The organism is Kitasatospora sp. NPDC059795, from assembly GCF_042732175.1.
Lineage (GTDB): Bacteria > Actinomycetota > Actinomycetes > Streptomycetales > Streptomycetaceae > Kitasatospora.
In genome coordinates this window covers 165,781-185,024 of the sequence record NZ_JBHWID010000006.1, presented here as the reverse complement: position 1 = coordinate 185,024, position 19,244 = coordinate 165,781, and the positions used below count along the sequence as shown (strand labels likewise).

The 19,244-nt window shown below is 74.2% G+C and carries 17 protein-coding genes; 9 read left to right on the top strand and 8 right to left on the bottom strand.

The annotated features are described in order from the left end of the window. The first annotated feature begins 111 nt into the window (after positions 1–111). The 4 genes from ACFV4P_RS14860 (at position 112) to ACFV4P_RS14845 (ending at position 3,875) form a co-directional block, all read left to right on the top strand. A complete protein-coding gene (locus tag ACFV4P_RS14860; protein ID WP_380471039.1) occupies positions 112–747 on the top strand; it encodes a carboxymuconolactone decarboxylase family protein in 636 nt (211 codons plus the stop codon). Continuing rightward, complete coding sequence (locus ACFV4P_RS14855) at positions 744–1,622, top strand: SDR family NAD(P)-dependent oxidoreductase (RefSeq protein WP_380471037.1); 879 nt, start codon at positions 744–746, stop codon at positions 1,620–1,622. Before ACFV4P_RS14860 ends, ACFV4P_RS14855 begins: the two co-directional genes overlap by 4 nt. Positions 1,623–1,832: 210 nt before the next feature. Continuing rightward, the gene (locus tag ACFV4P_RS14850) at positions 1,833–2,867 is read left to right on the top strand and encodes a carboxymuconolactone decarboxylase (RefSeq protein ID WP_380471036.1); all 1,035 of its coding nucleotides are present in this window, start codon (positions 1,833–1,835) and stop codon (positions 2,865–2,867) included. 231 nt (positions 2,868–3,098) lie between these two features. Beyond that, positions 3,099–3,875 (top strand): helix-turn-helix transcriptional regulator, encoded by a 777-nt coding sequence (locus tag ACFV4P_RS14845; RefSeq protein WP_380471034.1) that lies wholly within the window; start codon positions 3,099–3,101, stop codon positions 3,873–3,875. A 68-nt stretch (positions 3,876–3,943) separates the two neighbouring features. On the opposite strand, the gene ACFV4P_RS14840 is transcribed toward ACFV4P_RS14845, so the two are convergent. The 4 genes from ACFV4P_RS14840 to ACFV4P_RS14825 form a co-directional block, all read right to left on the bottom strand. Then, positions 3,944–4,645 (bottom strand): maleylpyruvate isomerase family mycothiol-dependent enzyme, encoded by a 702-nt coding sequence (locus ACFV4P_RS14840; RefSeq protein ID WP_380471032.1) that lies wholly within the window; start codon positions 4,643–4,645, stop codon positions 3,944–3,946. 41 nt (positions 4,646–4,686) lie between these two features. After that, positions 4,687–5,781: an SDR family NAD(P)-dependent oxidoreductase gene (locus tag ACFV4P_RS14835; protein WP_380471030.1), complete on the bottom strand. Its 1,095-nt coding sequence runs from the start codon at positions 5,779–5,781 to the stop codon at positions 4,687–4,689. Beyond that, the gene (locus ACFV4P_RS14830) at positions 5,778–7,088 is read right to left on the bottom strand and encodes an ABC1 kinase family protein (protein WP_380471028.1); all 1,311 of its coding nucleotides are present in this window, start codon (positions 7,086–7,088) and stop codon (positions 5,778–5,780) included. Before ACFV4P_RS14830 ends, ACFV4P_RS14835 begins: the two co-directional genes overlap by 4 nt. 77 nt (positions 7,089–7,165) lie before the next feature. Further along, positions 7,166–7,963, bottom strand: a complete 798-nt coding sequence (locus tag ACFV4P_RS14825) for a TIGR03084 family metal-binding protein (protein WP_380471026.1) — start codon at positions 7,961–7,963, stop codon at positions 7,166–7,168. Between ACFV4P_RS14825 and ACFV4P_RS14820 the strand changes: the two genes are divergently transcribed. Next, positions 7,962–9,089, top strand: a complete 1,128-nt coding sequence (locus ACFV4P_RS14820; protein WP_380471024.1) for a helix-turn-helix transcriptional regulator — start codon at positions 7,962–7,964, stop codon at positions 9,087–9,089. The genes ACFV4P_RS14825 and ACFV4P_RS14820 overlap by 2 nt on opposite strands. A 238-nt stretch (positions 9,090–9,327) precedes the next feature. Here ACFV4P_RS14820 and ACFV4P_RS14815 read toward each other — a convergent pair whose 3' ends face one another. Beyond that, complete coding sequence (locus ACFV4P_RS14815; RefSeq protein WP_380471022.1) at positions 9,328–9,975, bottom strand: peroxiredoxin-like family protein; 648 nt, start codon at positions 9,973–9,975, stop codon at positions 9,328–9,330. Between the two features lie 120 nt (positions 9,976–10,095). Here ACFV4P_RS14815 and ACFV4P_RS14810 point away from each other — a divergent pair, with 120 nt between their 5' ends. Further along, the gene (locus ACFV4P_RS14810; protein WP_380471021.1) at positions 10,096–10,689 is read left to right on the top strand and encodes a TetR/AcrR family transcriptional regulator; all 594 of its coding nucleotides are present in this window, start codon (positions 10,096–10,098) and stop codon (positions 10,687–10,689) included. 42 nt (positions 10,690–10,731) lie between these two features. On the opposite strand, the gene ACFV4P_RS14805 is transcribed toward ACFV4P_RS14810, so the two are convergent. Then, positions 10,732–11,523, bottom strand: coding sequence for a thioesterase II family protein (locus ACFV4P_RS14805; protein WP_380471019.1), 792 nt, complete (start codon positions 11,521–11,523; stop codon positions 10,732–10,734). Positions 11,524–12,074: 551 nt separating this feature from the next. Here ACFV4P_RS14805 and ACFV4P_RS14800 point away from each other — a divergent pair. The 3 genes from ACFV4P_RS14800 (at position 12,075) to ACFV4P_RS14790 (ending at position 16,933) form a co-directional block, all read left to right on the top strand. Continuing rightward, complete coding sequence (locus tag ACFV4P_RS14800; RefSeq protein WP_380471017.1) at positions 12,075–12,515, top strand: Lrp/AsnC family transcriptional regulator; 441 nt, start codon at positions 12,075–12,077, stop codon at positions 12,513–12,515. A 54-nt stretch (positions 12,516–12,569) separates the two neighbouring features. Then, the gene (locus tag ACFV4P_RS14795) at positions 12,570–15,530 is read left to right on the top strand and encodes an aminotransferase (RefSeq protein ID WP_380471015.1); all 2,961 of its coding nucleotides are present in this window, start codon (positions 12,570–12,572) and stop codon (positions 15,528–15,530) included. Between the two features lie 68 nt (positions 15,531–15,598). Continuing rightward, positions 15,599–16,933 (top strand): flavin monoamine oxidase family protein, encoded by a 1,335-nt coding sequence (locus tag ACFV4P_RS14790; protein WP_380471013.1) that lies wholly within the window; start codon positions 15,599–15,601, stop codon positions 16,931–16,933. Positions 16,934–16,940: 7 nt separating this feature from the next. On the opposite strand, the gene ACFV4P_RS14785 is transcribed toward ACFV4P_RS14790, so the two are convergent. After that, positions 16,941–18,032, bottom strand: a complete 1,092-nt coding sequence (locus ACFV4P_RS14785) for a polyprenyl synthetase family protein (RefSeq protein WP_380471011.1) — start codon at positions 18,030–18,032, stop codon at positions 16,941–16,943. 107 nt (positions 18,033–18,139) lie between these two features. Beyond that, positions 18,140–19,057: a DMT family transporter gene (locus ACFV4P_RS14780; RefSeq protein ID WP_380471009.1), complete on the bottom strand. Its 918-nt coding sequence runs from the start codon at positions 19,055–19,057 to the stop codon at positions 18,140–18,142. Between the last annotated feature and the right edge of the window lie 187 nt (positions 19,058–19,244).

The following is a 19,244-nucleotide window of genomic DNA, read 5'->3' as shown; positions in this document are numbered from 1 at the left end:
GGGAAAAACCCCGCCGCCGCCCGCCCGGGACGGAATTCCGCGCTTTCCCCGCCGGAATTCCGAGCACATTCCCGCAGGACGGCCGCACCGTCGAATGGGAGGGCGAGCACCATGACCGATCCGAACGTGCTGAGCACGGTCCGCGTCCCGCTGATCGAGGAGGACCAGGCCGAGGGCCGCACGAAGGAGCTGTACGACGCGATCAAGTCGCGGATGGGCATCCCCTTCGTTCCCGACATGTTCCGGCTGGTCTCCAGCCGCCCCGACCTGCTGGAAGTGGTGATCACCGGCTACGGCGGCGTCTTCAACGACGGCGTGCTGCCCCGCGCGACCCGCGAGATGATCTCCGCCTGGAGTTCCAAGGTCAACGGCTGCCCCTACTGCGTCGGCACCCACAACTGGTTCCTCGCCCAGTTCGGCGGCCCGCAGGAGCTGACCGACGCGATCCAGAACTCCGGCTCCGTCGAGGAGCTGCCGATCGACGAGCGCACCAAGGTGCTGATGCGCCTGGTCACCAAGGTCGGCACCGGCGCGTTCCGGATCACCGACGAGGACTGGGCCGCCACCGAGGCGGCCGGCTGGAGCAACGAGGAGATGCTGGAGGCGGTCTTCACCGCCGCCCTGTTCGCCTTCATCAACCGCCTGGTGGACGGCCTGGGCCTCGGCAACTCGGTGACCCGCAGCCGGATCGCCTCCCAGCCGGAGGACGCCACCGTCTCCGCCGAGCGCCTGGCGGAGGGCACGTGAGCGGGCGCTCGCGCGCGATCCTGCTGACCGGCGCCTCCTCCAGCACCGGCAAGTCCTCCGGGACCGGCCGGGCCGCGGCACTGCGGCTGCACCGGGCCGGCCTGCCGGTGTACGCCACCGCCCGCCGCCCCGAGGCGCTGGCCGACCTCGCCGCCGAGGGCATCCGGGTGCTGCACCTGGACGTCAACGACGAGGAGTCGATGACCGCCGCCGTGGAGAAGATCACCGCCGAGCACGGCGCGGTCGGCACCCTGATCAACAACGCGGCGTACAGCCTCAACGGCACCATCGGCGAGACCCCGCTGGACGAGGTGCGCAGCCAGTTCGAGACCAACCTGTTCGGGCTGTGCCGGCTGACCCAGCTGGTGCTGCCCGGCATGCGGGAGCAGGGCGGCGGCCGGGTCGTCATGATGTCGTCGATCTTCGGCCAGTTCGCCACCCCCGGCCGCGGCTACTACCAGGCCACCAAGCACGCCCTGGAGGCGGTCAGCGACTCGCTGCGGCTGGAGGTGGCCCGGGACGGCATCAAGGTGGTGCTGATCGAGCCGTCGCCGGTGCTCGGCGGGTTCGTGCCGATGTCGGTCGCCGACCTCGGCATGACCGGGCAGGAACGGACCGGCCTGTACGACGACTTCTGGAAGTATTTCGTCGACTGGCACGGTGCCTACCGGGAGACCGAGAACCCCACCGGCCGGGGCCGGATGGCGGTGCGCGCGGAGACCGTGGCGAAGGTGATCGAGAAGGCCGTCACCAGCGAACACCCGCGGATCCGCTACCGGATCGGGGTGCCGTCCCGGCTGCTGCCGCGGATGCGCTGGACCATCGGCGACGCGCTGTTCGAGCGCTTCGTCCGGGCGTTCTTCCCGATCCCGTAGGCCTCCCGGGCCCCGGTTCCGCGCTTCGGCGTCCGTGAGCCGGGGCACACCTCCGCAAGGACGAAGAAGGACGCGCCCGCTCCGAATGTCACGATCGGGTGTAGCACCGGCGCACGCCGCCGACGAGCCGAGGGAGATCGCGCGAATGCCTGCGGGGGACGGAAGACGGACGCATCGCGGCGGCCCTCGGGCCCGGGCCGGGGCCGAGTCGTGAGCGCCGCGCGGCGGCTCGTCCAGGCGCCCCTGCGGGGGCTGTCCCTGCTCCAGGTCCGGCACGTCGGGACGGTGTCGTTCGGCGCGGCGGCCGGCGACACGGCGCGGGTCTACCGCGAACTGGAGCGGGACTTCGGGGTGCTGGCCCCGCCGGTGGCGCTGCACGGCCCCGTCCCCTCGCTGCTCGCCGCGTGCTGGACGGTCCTGCGCGAGACGATGCTGGCCGAGGGACGCGCCCCCAGGGCGGCGAAGGAGGCGGTCGCGGCCGCCGTCTCGGCGGGCAACCGGTGCCCGTTCTGCATCACCGTGCACAGCGGCATGCTCGACTCGCTGTCGGCACGGCCGGTCTCCCGCCGCCGGCCTCGATCCGGGCCCGCCACCGAGGAGTTGACGGCGTGGGTGCGCGACGGCGGCAAGCCGCCGTTCCCGCCCGAGCTGCTCCCCGAGCTGGCCGGGACGGCGCTCTGCCTGCAGTACCTCAACCGCATGGTCAACATCTTCCTCGGCCCGATGCCGCTGCCGCCGAACGCCCCCGCGCAGGCACTGGGGCCGGTGCTGCGGGTGCTGGTCGGCCTGATGCGCTCCTCCGCCGGGACGACCACCGCCCCGGGCACCTCGCTGTCCCTGCTGCCGCCCGCCGAACTGCCGTCCGACCTGGACTGGGCCGCCGCCGACCCGCGGATCGCCGACACGCTGGCCCGCGCCGCGGCGGCCGTCGACCGGACCGCCGCCGAGCAGCTGCCCGGCCCGGTCCGCGAGCCGGTGGCCGCCGCGGTGGCCCGCTGGGACGGCGCCGACCCCGGCCTCGGCCGGGCCTGGCTGGACGAGCCGCTGACGGCGCTGCCACCCGAGCAGCGGCCGCTCGCCGAGCTGGCGCTGCTCACCGCGCTGGCCTCCTACCGGGTCGACGAGCGGGTGATCGCCGCCGCCCGGCAGGCCGGCGCCGACGACCGGCAGATCCTCGCGGCCTGCGCCTGGGCGAGCCTGCTGGCCGCCCGGCGGCGGGTCGGGCAACTGCTGTCCGACCACTGAACTCCGGCGCCCGCCGGCCCCGGCCACTTCGGCGGGGGCCGGTCGGCGTTCCGGCGCATTTCCCGTTCCGTTTTCTCCCCCGCACGTCGAAAGACGCGGATCCACCGATGTACACACGCTCCCGCTTTCGTCTCCGGAAATAGGCACATCCCCAGCCGAGGGAGAAGGTCACATCCCTCGGAATCCTCCGGAGGGCTGTCACCGATTCATCGACGAACTTGGAGATTCGCTGTGCAGATCGCCGTCGAACGCGCCATCGAGACCATGTGGAACAGATACGAGGAGCCGCTCTCGCTCGACGAGATAGCAAATACGGCGATCCTCAGCAAGTTCTACTTCTCCCGGGTGTTCCGAAATCTCACCGGGACCTCGCCGGGCCGATTCCTCTCCGCCGTCCGCCTGCACCAGGCGAAGACCATGCTGCTGGAGACCGATTTCAGCGTCACCGAGATCTCCTACCGCGTCGGATACAACAGCCTCGGCACCTTCACCAGCCGTTTCACCCGCTCCGTCAGCCTCTCCCCCGCCCGCTACCGGACCCTCGCCCGGGCCGGCCTGACCGAGCGCACCGGCGCCGCGCACGACGGCCGCCGCACCTGTTCGGTGAGCGGCAGCATCCGCACGCCCGACACCGGCTGTCCGGTGCGGATCTACATCGGCGCGTTCCGCGAACCCATCGTGCAGGGCCGCCCGGTCGCCTGCGAAATCCTCGACGGCTCCGGCCAGTTCACGCTGCGCGTCCCCGAGGGCGTGTGGTTCGTCCGGGCGGCCGTGGTCGCCGCGAGCGACTTCCCCGCCCCGCCGTGGGAGCGGCGCCCGCTGCTGGTCGCCTCCGGGCCGGAGCTCAGCGTGCGCCACGGCCACGACCTGCCGCCCGTCCGGCTGACCGCCCGTCCGCTGACCGCGCTGGACCTGCCGATCCTGCTGGCCCTGCCCGGGCTCGACTCCCCGCAGCGGCCCGCCCCGGAGGCGGCCGCGGTGCGCGTCCCCTCGTTGAGCGGCGCGTGAGGGGCCCGCGCAGGACGAACGGGCGGGACCGCTGACCGGCGGTTCCGCCCGTTCGTCGTTTCCGGTGCTCAGCGTCCGAGGACCGGCTCCACCTCCGCGGCGGGCGGCGCGAACGGGCCCCAGGCGAACGCCTGCGCCCAGCGGTCGGCCGGTTCGCCGGACCATTCCAGGCCCTCGATCTGCGGGCGGGTGCGGCGGCCGGTCAGCGACCGGAACACGTCCACCGCCGGCCCGCGGACCGTCGCCGCGGGCGCGCCCTCGCCGACCACCCAGCTCTGCCCGGGGGTCTCGATCCGCAGCGCCGGAAGCCCGCCGCCGTTCACCGCCAGGCCGAAGCCGATCGTGGACAGGTCGAGCGCGCCCTCGAACCCGGGGTGCGCGGTCGGCTCCACGGGCAGGTCCAGGCCCAGCCGCAGGTCGATCTCGTGCGAGACCACGTCCAGCAGCATGATCCGCCGCCGCAGCTCCGGGCTGCGCTCCAGCGCGGCGGGCAGCTCGGCGTCCAACTCGGCCCAGCGGTCGAGCAGTTCGTCCGCCGGAACGCCGGACAGCGGCGCCAGGTCGATCTGGCTGTCCTCCTGGGCGACGAAGGACTGGCAGATGTGCACCAGGTGTCCGAGCAGGTCCCGGACGCTCCAGTCCGGGCAGGCGGGCACGGTGACGGCGGCCGGGTCGGGCAGCGCCGCCGCCAGGGCGGATATCGCCTCCCGGCTGCGCCGGTAGGCGGCGAGCTGCTCGGCCGGGTCGTGCTGGTCGGGTGCCGCTGTCACGTTCGTCTCCTCGGGGTCCGGAGTGCGGCGCGGTGCCGCCGTCATCGGGTGGTGCGCTCGGCCGCGCGGCCGATCTGTCGCTGCGTCAGGAATCCCGCACGGTACAGCCAGTGGGCGGTTTCGGCCATCGTCTCCTCGACCGGGCGGGGCGCCGGGCCGCCCGCGGTGGCGGTCTTCGCGACGGGCACGGCGTGGACGCAGGTGTAGGCGGCGCCGTACTCGGCCGGGATGTGCCAGGGCCAGCCGCGCTGCAGGACGTCGGCGAGGCGGGCGGCGGGCAGCATGGCCCGGCCGGGGAGCCGGGCGGCGGGCAGCGCGCGGCCGGTGGCGGCGCGCAGCGCCGTCAGGTAGTCGGCGGTGGAGAGCCAGTGGTTGGGGGCGAAGATCCGGTCGGGGGTGTCGGCGGCGGGCGCGGTGGCGAGGCCGGCCAGCACGGCGGCGGTGTCGCGGACGTCGCCGAGCGGGAAGCCGCCGGTGGGCCAGAGCGGCATCAGGCCGCGCAGCGCGTCGCGCAGCCGCCCGGTCTGGTCGCCGAGCCGGGGGTCGTGCGGGCCGAGCAGCGCCGGCGGGTAGACGATGCGCACCGGCGCGCCCTCGTGCCGGTGCCGCCGGGCGACGTGCTCGCAGGCGGCCTTGCTGGCGAGGTACGGCTCGGCGGGCCGGCCGACGGCGCTGTCGGCATGCAGCTCCGGGTCGGCGCTGGGGATCAGCGCGCCGACCGTCGACACGTGCACCACCGTGCCGGCGCCGGAGCGGACGGCGGCCCGCAGCACCGTCTCGGTGCCGAGCACGTTGGTGCGGGCGATGTCCTCGCGGCGGCGGCGGTCGAAGGAGTACACCGATCCGAGGTGCAGCACGGCGTCGGCGCCCTGGCAGACCCGGCGCGCGGCGTCGGCGTCGGTGACGTCGCCGACGACCGTCCGGACGGCGTCGGGGTCGAGGCCGAGCGGGGCGAGGGCGGGCGCGACCCGGGCCGGGTCGCGGACCAGCAGCCGCACCCGGGCCCCGGCGGCGAGCAGGGCGGCGACGGTGTGCGCGCCGAGGAAGCCGGTGCCGCCGGTGACGGCGACGACGGGGGCGGGGGTGGTCCGGCCGGCGTGGGCGGCGGGGCCGACGGGGTCGGCGGGGGCGTTCACGCCCGGTCCTGCGAGTGCTCGGCCTCCGTGCGGCGTTCGGCGTCCACCTGGACGTCCTTGGCGAAGGACGCCATCAGCACGGGGACGGCCTCGGCCTGGAAGTCGACCTCGGAGTCGAACTCCTTGATCATGCCTTCCAGCACCAGCAGCGACAGCAGCGGGAAGGCGAACTCCGATGCGGCGAACACCCCGTGGTCGCGCTGGAGCTGGAACAGGCGGGGGGCGAACGCGCCGAGTTCGAAGTCCTTGGAGAGCGCCCCGAACGCCTCGTCCACCAGCTCCGTCACGGCGGTCCGGAAGGCCTCCCGGTCGAGGTTCTCGGGCAGTCGGGCGGCGCTTTCGAGGACGATGTCGGCGCACTTGGGGCCGTTGCCCTGCGCCATGTTGAGGAAGAAGCCGGCGAAGGAGCGCCGGACGGCGTCGGGCAGCCGGACCACGAACCCGGCGTCGAGGACGACGACCCGTCCCTTGCCGTCCAGGCAGAGGTTGCCCGGGTGCAGGTCGCAGTGGACCAGGCCGTCGACGAAGAGCATCCGGTAGACGGCCCGCAGCACGTCGCGGACCACTTCGCGGCGGCGCTCCATGGTCATGCCGAGCGGCCGGAAACGGCCCAGGTCGGAGACGAACTCCATGGTGAGCACCTGGGGCCCGCACAGGCCGTCGACGGGGGCGGGGATGCGCAGGTCGGTATGGTCGGCGAGGTTGGCGCGCAGCAGCAGCAGCGAGTCGCGTTCGGCAAGGAAGTCGAGCTGGTGCAGGACGGCGCCGCCGAGTTGGCCGATCATCTCCTCGGCGGGCAGGTCGCGCATGCTCGGCAGCACCCGTCCGGCGCGGGCGCCGAGCAGGGCGAGCCGCAGGTCGGCCTCCAGCACCGGGCGGATGCCGTGGCGCTGGACCTTGACGGCGACCTCGGTGCCGTCGGCGAGCCGGGCGCGGTGGACGCTGGCGATGCTGCCGCAGGCGACCGGCTCCCACTCGAACTCGGCGTAGGCGTCGGCGAGTCCGGCCTCGGCGAGGGTGCGGGCGACGTCGGCGCGGCTCGGCGGGCGGACGTCGTCGGCGAGTCCGGCGAGCGCGTCGCACACGTGCGCGGGGAGCAGGTCGCGGCGGGTGCTGACCAGCTGCCCGGCCTTGACGAAGAACGGGCCGAGCGCGGTCAGCAGCCGCGGCGCGCGGTGGGCCAGCCGGGCCCGACCGCCCCGGGTTCCCAGGTGCGGCAGGGCGGCCATCAGGTGTCCGGTGACGATGGCCGCGGTGGTGCAGGCCCGACGGGCCAGCAGCCACCCACTCGTGCGGTGTTCCGGCACGGTACCTCCAGGTCCCTCGTGGCGGTCGGGCCCGAACCGGCCCGACAGCGAGGAAACCAGGCCGCCGACCGGCCCATCTATACGCGATATTGCCCAATGCGCCGGGGCGGCGGTCCGGGCCGGCCGGCGTAGGTCTGCGCGATGCCCAGCCAGTGGTCGGCGACCGCGCCGACGGCGGTCAGCGCGAGGTCGTCGCGGTGCCGGCGGCGGGTGACGAGCAGGCAGAAGTCCGCGGCGGGGCCGGAGATCCGCTGCTCGGCGTCCTCCGGGCCGAACGCCCAGGCGACGCCGGACGGGCCGGTCAGCTCGAACCGGAACGGCTCGGCGGGCGGTTCCAGGCCGCGGACCCGGTACGCGAGGTCCCGGGTGCGGGTGCCGAGGTAGGCGATGTGGCCGATCCGGTCGGTGAGGTCGACCGGGACGCCCAGGGCGTCGCGGATGTCCTGGCCGTGGGCGAACAGCTCCATCAGCCCGCCCGCGGCGAGCACGCTCGCGGGCAGCGGGCCGACCAGCCAGGGCACCTCCTCGCGCCGGGGCGTCGCGGCGAGGCCCTTCTCCGCGGCGGCGCGCCACTCGGCCCAGTGCCGCAGCAACTCGGGGACGGGCTCGGCGAGGTGGGCGGCGAGCAGGGTGGTCAGGCCGGCGTCCAGGTCGTCGCGGACGGGCGCGGTCTCGGCCGTGAACGCGGCCGGCTCGCGCACGGCGAGGTCGATCAGGCGGGCGACCAGCGCCAGGTGTGCCACCTGGTGCCGGACCGTCCAGCCCGCGGCCGGGGTCGGCTCGGACCACTGCCCGGGCGACAGTCCGGCCACCAGCCGGGCCAGTTCGGAGCCTTCTGCAGCCAGGTCCACGCAGACGTCCTGCATTGCGGTCATGTCGGCATTCCCTTCCCCGGTGAGGCGTGTTCAATCCGGTTCCGCGTCCATTTTCCGAACGCGTCACCGGCGTGTGCTTCTCCATGCGTGCCGCCCCGTTCCGGGCCCCGGACATTCAGGGACGTACGGGTCTGCGCCACAGATGGCCGAGTTCCGACACTGTGGACCACACCGCAATCCAGAAGGTGCGAGAGTCCCCCTTTGGCAAAACGATGTGTCTTGCGCCACATCCGGCCGGTCGAGCCCCCCGGCAGGGCCCGCACCGGGCCGGAGCGGCCGAGGCACGGCCCACGAAGACCAGAGATGGACCACGGATCCACGGCAAGCGAGACACCAACGAGCCCAGGCGGGGGAGATCCGAATGCCGATTGCGGCGGCGATTGAGCGCAGCATTGATGTCATGTGGCAGCACCATGCAAATCCAATTTCCCTGGAGCAGTTGGCTGAAATTGCCGCCTACAGCAAATTCCATTACTGCCGCATGTTCAATCAGCTGACCGGCACGTCACCCGGGCGTTTCCTCACGGCAATCCGAATCTACATGGCGAAGCGGCACCTGCTGGAGACCCCGGACAGCGTCACCGACATCACCTACCGGGTCGGCTACAACAGCCTGGGCACGTTCACCAGCCGTTTCACCCGCAGCGTCGGGGTCTCGCCGACCCGCTACCGCTCGCTGGCGCAGGGCGACGACCTGCCGCCGCTCACCCCGCCGGCCGCCCGGAGCTGCCACGGCCTGTCGGTCGTCACCGGGCAGCTGTACTTCCCGCCGTCCGAGGTCGGCCCGGTCCGGGTGTACGTGGGCGCGTTCAACACGCCGATCGTGGAGGGCTACCCGCAGGCCTGCGACGTCCTGGACGAGGCCCGCCCGTTCCGGCTCCAGGTGCCCGACGGCCTGTGGTTCATCCGGGCCGCCGCCGTGGCCACCGAGGACGACTCCCCCGGGCAGCTGCTGATCCGCCCGCCCAGGCTGGTCGGGTCGGGCTGGGCGGTGCGGGCCCGCGGCGGCCGGGCGTACAGCACGGACGTGCAGCTGCGCGACGTGACGGCGCTCGACCTGCCGATCCTTTTGGCATTGCCGGAACTCGACGGAGCGAGACGCATCCCGCAGGCCGCGGCTCGCTAGGAATCCTCCGGAATGACCCGCTCCGCCCTTTTCCCGCGCCGACCACTCGGTCACCGCGCGACCACTCTGCGGACACAACCGGAATCCCCGGCGCGGTTTCGGCGCACCCGGAGCGGGTGCGCCGTGCGAACGCCCGTCCGCCGCCGGTAGAACGTGCCCGATGTGACGATTGCCCGTCAGGTGGTGTGCACAAGGAACCGTCGCTCGTGGACGGACTGCCGGGTCGCGGAACGCCCGGTCAGTTCAGCCCGTCGAGCGCGGCCAGCACGTCGGCCGGCTCGGCCCGCGTGATGTAGTCCGGGTCGACGAAGGACCAACGGATCGTGCCTGCACGGTCGATGACGTACGTCGCCGGGATCGGCAGGGTGCGCGGGTGGCCGGCGTGGTAGCGGTCCAGGTCGATGCCCATCCGGGTGTAGACGGCGGCAAGCGCGTCCGGCACGTCGAAGGCCAGGCCGTACTGCTTCGCCGTGTCGCAGCCGGGGTCGCTGAGCACGTCGAAGGCCAGTTCGTGCTTCTCGGCGAGGGTCAGCGAGTCGTCCGGGTTCTGCGGCGAGACGGCGACCAGGCGGGCGCCGCGGGCGGTGACGGCCTCGTGGTGCTCCCCCAGGGAGCGCAGCGCGATGTTGCAGTACGGGCACCAGGCGCCGCGGTAGAAGGTGAGCACCACCGGCCCGTCCGCGAGGAGTTCGGCCAAATCGACGCTGCGGCCGGTGGCCGAGCGCAGCGTGAAACCGGGGGCCCGGTCGCCGACGGTCAGGGCCCGCTCGGCCCGACCGGAATCGGCCAGCTCCTGAGCGGCTTCCTGCATCACGGCACGGACGTCGGCGGGGATCTGCTCGCGGCGGCTGTCGTAGAAGGCGCGCAGCTCGGCGTTGACGCTCATGGGTCTCCTCCTGTGGCACATCCTGGAACGGTCATTCCAAGATAGTGGTGACGGTGCTCCTCCGGTCAAGACCGGCGCGGGATATCTTGGAATCATCGGTCCAAGAAGGGGGTGGCGAGGGTGCCGGACGTCAAGCACTTCGATCCGGACGCGGCGCTGGACACCGCGATGCGGCTGTTCTGGCGGCAGGGCGCGGCCTCCACCGGCGTCCAGGACGTCGTGGCGGCCACCGGCCTCAGCCGCTCCAGCCTGTACGCGACGTTCGGCGGCAAGCAGGAGTTGTACCGCGCGGCCCTGGAACGCTACGCCCACGGCCGGTCGCAGCTGCTGCTCGGCCCGCTGGAGGAGGACGGGCGCGGCCTGCCCGCCGTCCACGCGTTCTTCGCCCGGCTGATCGACACCCGCTGCACCGGCGAGTTCGCCCGCTGGGGCTGCATGGTCTCCAACGCCCACGCGGGCGCCGAGAACGCCGACCCGGCCGTCCGCGCCGTCCTGGAGCGCCAGCACCGACGCCTGCGCACCGCCCTGCACACCGCCCTCCTCGCGGCCCGGCGGAACGGTCAACTCGCCGACGACGCCGACCCGGAGACCGCCGCGGACGTGCTGGCCCTGCTCGCCCACGGCGTCAACCTCCGCTCCCGCGCCGGCGCGGACCCCGGCCGCCTGCGCGCCACCGTCACGGCGGCGATCACGGCGCTGACCGGCGGCGGGTGATCCGTCGCGGGATCGGCCGGGGCAGGATCTGCCGGGGCGGGATCAGCCGAGGCGGGTGGCGATGTCGGCGAGGAGTTCGGGTTCGGACGGCGTGAGGTAGAAGTGGCCGCCGGGGAACCACCGGTGGTCGAAGCGGCCGGGGGCCGTGAGTTCGGACCAGGCGTGGACGCCGGCCGGGGTGCAGTCGGGGTCGGTGGCGCCGGCGTAGGCGGTGATGGGGGTGCGGAGGGGCCGGGGGTCGCGGGGGAGGTAGGTCTCGATCAGGCGGTAGTCGGCGCGGAGGGCGGGGAGGGTGAGTTCGCGCAGCTCGGGGTCCTCGTAGACCGACACGCCGGGGCCGCCGTGGCGGCGGACGGCGTCGATCAGGGCCTCGTCGTCGCGGGTGTGCCGGTCGGAGGGGGCGGCCCGGTGCGGGGCGACCCGGCCGGAGGCGAGGAGGCGGGTCGGGGCGTGGCCGCGGTCCTCCAGCCGGAGCGCGATCTCGTAGGCGACGGCGGAGCCCATGCTGTGCCCGAACAGCGCCAACGGCCGGTCCAGGTAGGGGTCCAGGGCGGCGTGGATGTCGGCGGCGAGAGTGGGCAGGTCGGGGGCGAACGGGTCCAGCAGGCGGCTCTGCCGGCCCGGGTAACGGACGGCCAGCACCTCGACGTCGTCGGGCAGCAGCCGGGACCAGCCCTGGAAGAACGTGGCGGCTCCCCCGGCGTGCGGCAGGCAGAGCAGCCGGAGCCTGGGCGGCCGGGCCCGCCGGTGCACCTGGAACCAGACATCCGCGGCGCCGCCCGTGCTCGTCACTGACAGCGGGCGGGGGCGGTCGGTCTCGCGAGAGGTCGTCATCTGGGCTCCTGGTCTCGGGTGTCGGTGCGCCGGCCGGTCCACGCCTCCGCGACGGACCCGATTCGGCACAATGCCATACCCGTTGACCGCCTCCCACCCGGCGGCCGGCAACGCGCGGTCCGCGCCGCCGCCCGGCCACCGGAACCACCCGAACGGACGTCCGCACGAGACCCGCCTCCCGGCGCCCGAACCGGACGCACCCGGCGGGGGGTGCTGGCGCGCGTCGCCGGGGGCGGCCGGTTCGGGTGCGCGGGCCGGTTCGGGTAGCTCAGGCTGCTCCCCGTGACGGCCGTCCCGCTCCGGCCCACCTGCGCGTTCCACCCAACGCAACCGCCCGTCCGGCAGGTGCAAACGGGCGGCTCCGGGCACCGGACTGGATCAAGTCCGCCGCTTTCCTTGGTAGTTGAGATTCCACACCGCTCGACCGGCGCTCGATCCGCGCGCCCCCACGCTCGATTCGATCGTCCGAACCGTTGATTCGAGCGTCCGAATCCGGCATGGTGTCCCTCACAGCGTTCCGGCCTGCTGTTTCCGCAGCGGAGAGGTGCTTCATGGACGAGATCGACCGGGCCATCCTGCGGGAGCTCCAGGTGGACGGCCGGATCCCCTACGCCGAGCTGGGGCCGAAGGTCGGGCTGTCGCCGTCCGCCGCCCGGCAGCGGGTGCAGCGGCTGATCGACGCCAAGGCGGTGCAGGTGGTGGGGGTGACCGACCCGATGACCATGGGCCGCCAGTCGATGGCCCTGCTGGGCCTGCACGTCGACGGCGACCCCCGGGCGGTGGCCGACGAGCTGTCCCGGCACGACGAGGTCGTGTACGCGGTACTGACCGCCGGAGGTTTCGACCTGTTCGTCGAGGTGGTGTGCGACCGCCCGAACGACCTGCTGGATTTCGTCAACGACGTGGTGCGCGCCGTCGAGGGCGTCGCCGCGGTCGAGAACTTCCCGTACTTCGCGATCCACACGCACCGCTTCCTCTGGCACGTGAGCTAGCCCCTCCCCCTCCCTCCCGCCGCCCCGATCCCGCACCACGCCGAGGACCTCGCCATGCCCCACCCCGAGCACCGCACCGTCGACTTCTTCGCCGAGGACGCGCTTCCCGTGCCGGTCGTCACCCCCGCCGAGGCCGAACTCCTCGCCGCCGGGCGGCTCGGCCTCCCCGGGCGTGCCGAGCCGCTGGGCAGCCAGCAGGACGCCAACTTCCTGCTGCGCGATGCCGACGGGGCCGCCCTCGCGGTCCTGAAGATCGCCAATCCGGCCTTCGGCGCGCTGGAGGTCGAGGCGCAGGACGCCGCCGCCGACCTGATATCGGCCGCCCACCCGGAGCTGCGGGTCGCCACCGTGCTGCACCACTCCGACGGCGCCCCGCGCCGCGCCGCGGTGCGGGTCGGGGGCGCGGAGACGACGGCCCGGCTGCTGCGCCACCTGCCGGGCGGGGCGCTGTCCGGCCCCCGGCACCTGTCCGCGACGACCGTCGCCGCGATGGGCTCGCTCGCCGGAAAGGTCAGCGCCACGCTGCGGTACTTCCGCCACCCGGGCCTGGACCGCGTCCTGCAGTGGGACCTGCGGCACGCCGACCGGGTGGTCGCCAGGCTCGCCGAGCACGTCGCCGAGCCCGAGCGGCGGGACGCCGTACTGGCGGCGACCGCCGAGGCCTGGTCGCGCGTCGAGGCGCTCGCCGACGGCCTGCCGCTTCAGGCCGTGCACCTGGACCTCACCGACGACAACCTGATCCGCCGCCCCGGCAGCTGTCCGCCGCTGCCCGACGGGATCATCGACTTCGGTGATCTGACGACGAGTTGGGCGGTCGCCGAGCTCGCCGTGCAGCTCTCCTCGATGCTCCACCACGACGGTTTCGAGCCCCACCGGGTGCTGCCCGCCGTCCGGGCCTTCCACGCCGTCCGGCCGCTGTCCGCCGCCGAGGCCGGGGCGCTCTGGCCGCTCGTGGTGCTGCGCGCGGCCGTGCTGGTGGTCAGCGGGCGGCAGCAGGCGGCGGTCGACGCCGACAACGCGTACGCCACGGCCGCGCTGGACCGGGAGTGGCGGGTGTTCGAGCAGGCCACCCGCCTGCCGTTGGCGGTGATGACCCACCTGGTCGCCCACGCGACGGGCTTCGCCGCCGCGCCCGCCCCGGTCGCTCCGCCCGCGCACCCCCTGCTGCGCGACGTCCCGGCCGACGGATTCGCCGTCCTCGACCTGTCCACCGACGCCGACGCGATGGACGGCGGGGCCTGGCTGGAGGCCGGGGTCGAGGACCGGGCGGCGGCCGCCGCGCTGGCCGGCGGCCCGGCGGCCGTCCGCACCCCGCACGGCGGCGCCCGCCTCTCCCGGACGCCCGCGCTGTCCGCCGTCTCCCCCGCCACCGTCGCCACCGGCGTCGACCTGTGGCTCGGCCCGGCCGCCGTCGCACAGGCCCCCGAGGCCGGCCGGGTGCTGTCCGCCGGGCCAGGAAGGCTCGAACTCACTTGCGGTGCACGGGTTCTGACGCTGTCGTTCGCCCCCGGGACGACCCCGCTGGTGGCCGAAGGCGCGCAGCTCGACGCGGGCGCGGACCTGGTCCGCCTGCCGGCCGGCGCCACCGTCCGCCTCGCGCTGCGGGACGCCGACGCCCCGGACGTCCCGCCGCTGGTGCGCCCCGAGTACGCGGCGGGCTGGCTGCCGCTCACCGCCGACCCCGCCCCACTGCTCGGCCTGACCCCCGACGCCCCGGCGAACGGGCCGGACGACCTGCTGGAGCGGCGCGGCGCGGTGTTCGCCACGGTGCAGGGGCACTACTACGACGCCCCGCCCCGGATCGAACGGGGCTGGCGCCACCACCTGATGTCCACCGACGGCCGCGCCTACCTCGACATCGTCAACAACGTCACCCCGCTGGGCCACGCCCACCCGCGAGTGGAGCAGGCGGTGGCCCGTCAGCTGCGCCGGCTGAACACCAACTCGCGTTTCCACTACGCCTCGGTGGTGGAGTTCACCGAGCGCCTCGCCGCCCTGCTGCCCGACCCCCTCGACACGGTGTTCCTGGTCAACTCCGGCTCCGAGGCGGTCGATCTGGGCCTGCGCCTGGCCATCGGCGCCACCGGGCAGCCCGACGTGGTCGCGCTCCGCGAGGCCTACCACGGCTGGACGTACGCCTCCGACGCCGTCTCCACCTCCCTCCAGGACAACCCCAACGCCCTTGCCACCCGGCCGAGTTGGGTGCACACGGTGGACTCGCCGAACTCCTACCGGGGTCGCCGCCGCGGCGCGGACGCGGCCCGCTACGCCCCCGAGGCCGTCGCCGCGATCGACGCCCTGGCCGCCGCCGGCCGCCCGGCGGGCGCGTTCGTCAGCGAGACCTTCTACGGCAACGCGGGCGGGGTGGCGCTGCCGGACGGCTACCTCGCCGCGGTGTACACGGCGGTCCGCCGGCACGGCGGCCTGGCCGTCGCCGACGAGGTGCAGGCGGGCTACGGCCGGCTCGGGCACTGGTTCTGGGGCTTCGAGCAGCAGCAGGTCGTGCCCGACATCGTCTGCGTCGCCAAGGCGATGGGCAACGGGCACCCGCTCGGCGCGGTCGTCACCACCAAGGAGATCGCCGACCGGTACCGCGAGCAGGGCTACTTCTTCTCCTCCACCGGCGGCAGCCCGGTCTCCAGCGTGGTCGGCCTGACGGTGCTGGACGCGCTGCGCGACGAGGACCTCCAGGGCAACGCCGTCCGTGTCGGCGACCACCTGAAGGACCGGCTCCGGGCGCTCGCCGACCGGCACCGGATCGTCGGCGCGGTGCACGGCTCCGGCCTCTACCTCGGGCTCGAACTCGTCCGCGACCGGGGCACGTTGGAGCCCGCCACCGAGGAGACCGCCGAGCTCTGCGACCGCATGCTCGACCTCGGCGTGGTCGTCCAGCCCACCGGCGACCACCTCAACATCCTGAAGATCAAGCCCCCGCTGTGCCTCGACACCGCCGCCGCGGACTTCTTCGCCGACACCCTCGACCTGGCCCTGACCCAGCTCGGCCACGCCCACTGACCCCGGCGGCCTTCCCCCACGGTTCTCCCCGAGCCCCCGCGGCCCCCGAACTCCCTGGAGCAGTGAAGATGTTGGACACGATCGTCGTCGGCGCGGGCATCGCCGGCCTCACCGCCGCCCGCCTCCTGCACGCCGCCGGACAGCGGGTGGTCGTCCTCGAAGCGCGCGACCGCGTCGGCGGCCGGATGTGGACGGACCGCACGGCCGGGTTCTCCGTCGACCGCGGCGCCTCCTGGATCCACGGCCTCACCGACAACCCGCTCACCGACATCGTCGCCGAACTCGGCCTGGAGACCGTCGAGTTCACCGTCGGCAGCTTCCAGGCCGGCGGCCGGCCGATCGCCGACCACGACGAGTCCCGCCGCCGCTTCGACCGGGCCGCCACCGCGCAGTGGCTCGCCGACGTCGAGACCGCCGACGCGCTCTTCCTCGACACCATCGCCGGCTCCGGCGACGACGAGAGCTACGCCGACGCCGCCGAACGCACCCTCGCCAGGACCGGCTGGGACGCCGAACGCGCCGACCGCGTCCGGGTGTTCTACCGGCACCGCACCGAGGAGCAGTGCGGCGCGGAGATCGAGCAGGTCGCCGCGCACGCCCTCGACGAGGACGCCATCGACGGCGACGAGGTGATCTTCCCCGGCGGCTACGACGCCGTCCCGCGCGCCTTCGCGGACGGCCTCGACATCCGTCTGAACACCACCGTGACCGCCGTCGACCGGTCCGCGTCCGGCGTCCGCGTCACCACCGACGGCGGCGAGTTCGAGGCCGCCCGGGCGATCGTCACCGTCCCGCTCGGCGTCCTGAAGGCCGGCGCGATCGCCTTCACCCCCGCGCTGCCCGACACCGTCGCGGGCCCGATCGCCCGCCTCGGCATGGGGGCCTTCAACAAGGTCTTCCTCCGCTTCCCCGAACGCTTCTGGCCCGACGACGTCTACGCGATCCGCCAGCACGGCCGCCCGAGCCTCCCCTGGCACTCCTGGTACGACGTCTCCGCGGTCAGCGGCCACCCGATGCTGCTCACCTTCGCCGGCGGCGACCTGGCCCGCGCGATCGAGCAGCAGAGCGACGAGGAGATCGTCGCCTCCGTCCTGGACGCCCTGCGCGGCATCCACGGCGACGCCGTCCCCGCCCCCGTCGCCCACTGGATCACCCGCTGGGCCTCCGACCCGCTCGCCCTCGGCTCCTACTCGTACGTCGCCACCGGCTCCTCCCACGCCGACCACGACGCCATGGCCACCCCCGTCGACGGCGCCCTCCACTTCGCCGGCGAAGCCACCTACGGCCACGAACCCGCCACCGTGCACGGCGCCCTCCTCTCCGGCCACCGCGCCGCCGAGCACATCCTCGGCGCCCCCGTCCCGCTGGCCGAGCTCACCCGCGGCCTGCACCCCGCCGGCTGACGGGGGCTCAGCGCTCGCGGGCGACGGACCAGGCCGGCAGGTGCGCGAAGAACGCCACCGCGTCCCGCCGCCAGTGCCCGTACCAGCCCGCGGCCCGCGCGGCGGCCTCCCGGGCGTGGCGGTCGGCGTCGGCCCGCACCGCGCGGTCGACGCCGTGGGCGCGGGCGGTGCGGCGGATCCGGTCGAGGTCCCGGTCGTCGCAGTCCGGGTCGCCGAGGACGGCCTCCAGTTCGGCGCGTCCGCGCTCGTCGGCGGCGGCCAGCAGGGCGTGCACGACGTAGTTGCGGCGGCCGGCCCGGATGTCCGTCCCGACGGGCTTGCCGAGCGTGTCCGGGTCGCCGAACAGGTCCAGCCAGTCGTCGTGGATCTGGTTGGCGATCCCCACCGCGCCCGCATAGTCGCGCAACTCCTGCTCGTACGGGCCGAGTTCGGCGCCGGCGGCGAGCAGGCCGAGGCGCAGCGGCGCCAGCACCGAGTACCGGGTGGACTTGAACTCGGTGACGGTGTGCAGGAGTTCGGTGCCGGCGTCGGGGCGGAAGTCGCGTTCCAGGTCGAGGATCTGCCCGTTGACGGCGGCGGCCCCGGCGTCGGCCGTGACGGCGGCCATGGCGAGGGCCCGCTCCGGGGGCAGCGCGCCGGTGAGCAGGACGCGCACGGACAGGAACGCGGCCAGGTCCCCGGCGAGGACGGCGAGGGCGAGTGCGGTGTCGGGCCGCTCGGGGAAGCGGCTGCGGTAGGCGTAGTAGGTGGACGGGCCGCCCCGGCGCACGGGCGTGTCGTCGATGATGTCGTCGTGGATCAGCCCGTGCGTGTGCAGCAGTTCGATGCTGACGGCGGCGGCGTCCAGCCCGGGCACGGCCCGGTCGGTGACCAGGGCGGCGGCCTCGTGCAGCAGGGCCACCCGCAGTCGTTTGCCGCCGCGCAGGGAGAGTTCCCGCACCAGGGCGAGGGCGTCGGCGGGGTACGAGCCGTGCGGCGGCGCGGTCGGCGTCCCGCCGTCCGGGTCGGTCAGGGAGTCGAAGTACGCGGCGAAGCGGTGCTCGAACCGCTGCTGGTGGCCGGCCGCGCGGGACAGGGCGGCGTGGAGGACGTCGTTCACCGCACCAGGCTGTCACGGCCGCCGCCGGGGCCCGCACCGCGTACCGGTACGGGCCCCGGGCGCCCGGTGCGGCGGGTTCGGGAGCCTGCCGAGCCGGCGGAGTTCTTTCAGCTCGGGTCTTCAGCGCTCGCGGGCTCCGCCGCCGGCACCCGTCGCGGCCGTGAGCGCGAGACCGCCACGCCCGCCAGGCAGAGCACGCCGCCGCCGAGCGTCAGCAGCGCGGGCACCTCGCCGAGGAACAGCCAGGACATCAGGACGACCAGCGCGGGCACCGCGTACGAGGTCGCGGCCAGCCGGCTCGCGGTGGTCCGGGCCAGGGCGTAGGCCCAGGTGGTGAACGCGACGGCGGTCGGGAAGACGCCCAGGTAGACCATGTTGAGCGTGGCGGACAGCGGCGCGGCGGACGCGTCGTGGACGAGCTGCCCGGCGAACGGCAGGCAGGCGACCGTGCCGACGAAGCACGCGAACGTCGTCACCTGCAGCGCGCTCGCCGTCCGCAGCGCCGGCTTCTGCGAGACCACGCCGGAGGCGTAGGTGATCGCGGCGACCACGCACAGCGCGACGCCGAGTATGGACGAGCCGCCGCCGCCCGACATCGACAGCCCCACGGTCACGGCGCCCGCGAACGACACCGCCAGCCCCGCGAACAGCCGCGGCGGCATCGGGTCGCCCAGCAGCCGGACGCCCAGCAGCGCGATCAGCAGCGGCCCGACGTTGACGATCAACGCGGCGGTCCCGGCGTCGACCTGACGCTCACCCCAGTTCAGCACCACCATGTAGAGGCCGAACCAGAGCACCCCGGACACCAGGATGCCCCGCCACGCCGAGCGGGGCGGCAGCCCCTCCCGCCGCACCAGGCAGAACACCCCCAGCATCAGCGACCCGGCCAGCAGCCGCCCCAGCGCCAACGCGCCCGGCGAGTACGCCGCGCCCGCACTGCGGATCGACACGAAGGCGGAGGCCCACAGGATCACCGTGACCAGGGCCGCGCCCGCGGCCAGTCGGGGGGAAGGACGAGTGTTCATCATGCTCCTGAGGACGAGAAGGAAAAGCCTCGACGGACAACACTGCGAGTCTCCGAACCGGTACCGCCCCGGCGCAACGTCTCCGCCGAGACCGTGCGACCGGACCGCTGCGGACGCCCAGCGCAATCTTCCGGCCAAATGTCTAGACCTCTGTAAAGAGCAGGGATCTGATGGGTACTCACATCAC

What these genes read in the sequence shown, in the direction of transcription:
- ACFV4P_RS14805 (WP_380471019.1), bottom strand. Translation starts at nt 11,523, where the DNA reads ATGACGACCTCTCGCGAGACCGACCGCCCCCGCCCGCTGTCAGTGACG.
- ACFV4P_RS14800 (WP_380471017.1), top strand. Translation starts at nt 12,075, where the DNA reads ATGGACGAGATCGACCGGGCCATCCTGCGGGAGCTCCAGGTGGACGGC.
- ACFV4P_RS14825 (WP_380471026.1), bottom strand. Translation starts at nt 7,963, where the DNA reads ATGACCGCAATGCAGGACGTCTGCGTGGACCTGGCTGCAGAAGGCTCC.
- ACFV4P_RS14780 (WP_380471009.1), bottom strand. Translation starts at nt 19,057, where the DNA reads ATGAACACTCGTCCTTCCCCCCGACTGGCCGCGGGCGCGGCCCTGGTC.
- ACFV4P_RS14820 (WP_380471024.1), top strand. Translation starts at nt 7,962, where the DNA reads ATGTCGGCATTCCCTTCCCCGGTGAGGCGTGTTCAATCCGGTTCCGCG.
- ACFV4P_RS14860 (WP_380471039.1), top strand. Translation starts at nt 112, where the DNA reads ATGACCGATCCGAACGTGCTGAGCACGGTCCGCGTCCCGCTGATCGAG.
- ACFV4P_RS14815 (WP_380471022.1), bottom strand. Translation starts at nt 9,975, where the DNA reads ATGAGCGTCAACGCCGAGCTGCGCGCCTTCTACGACAGCCGCCGCGAG.
- ACFV4P_RS14795 (WP_380471015.1), top strand. Translation starts at nt 12,570, where the DNA reads ATGCCCCACCCCGAGCACCGCACCGTCGACTTCTTCGCCGAGGACGCG.
- ACFV4P_RS14790 (WP_380471013.1), top strand. Translation starts at nt 15,599, where the DNA reads ATGTTGGACACGATCGTCGTCGGCGCGGGCATCGCCGGCCTCACCGCC.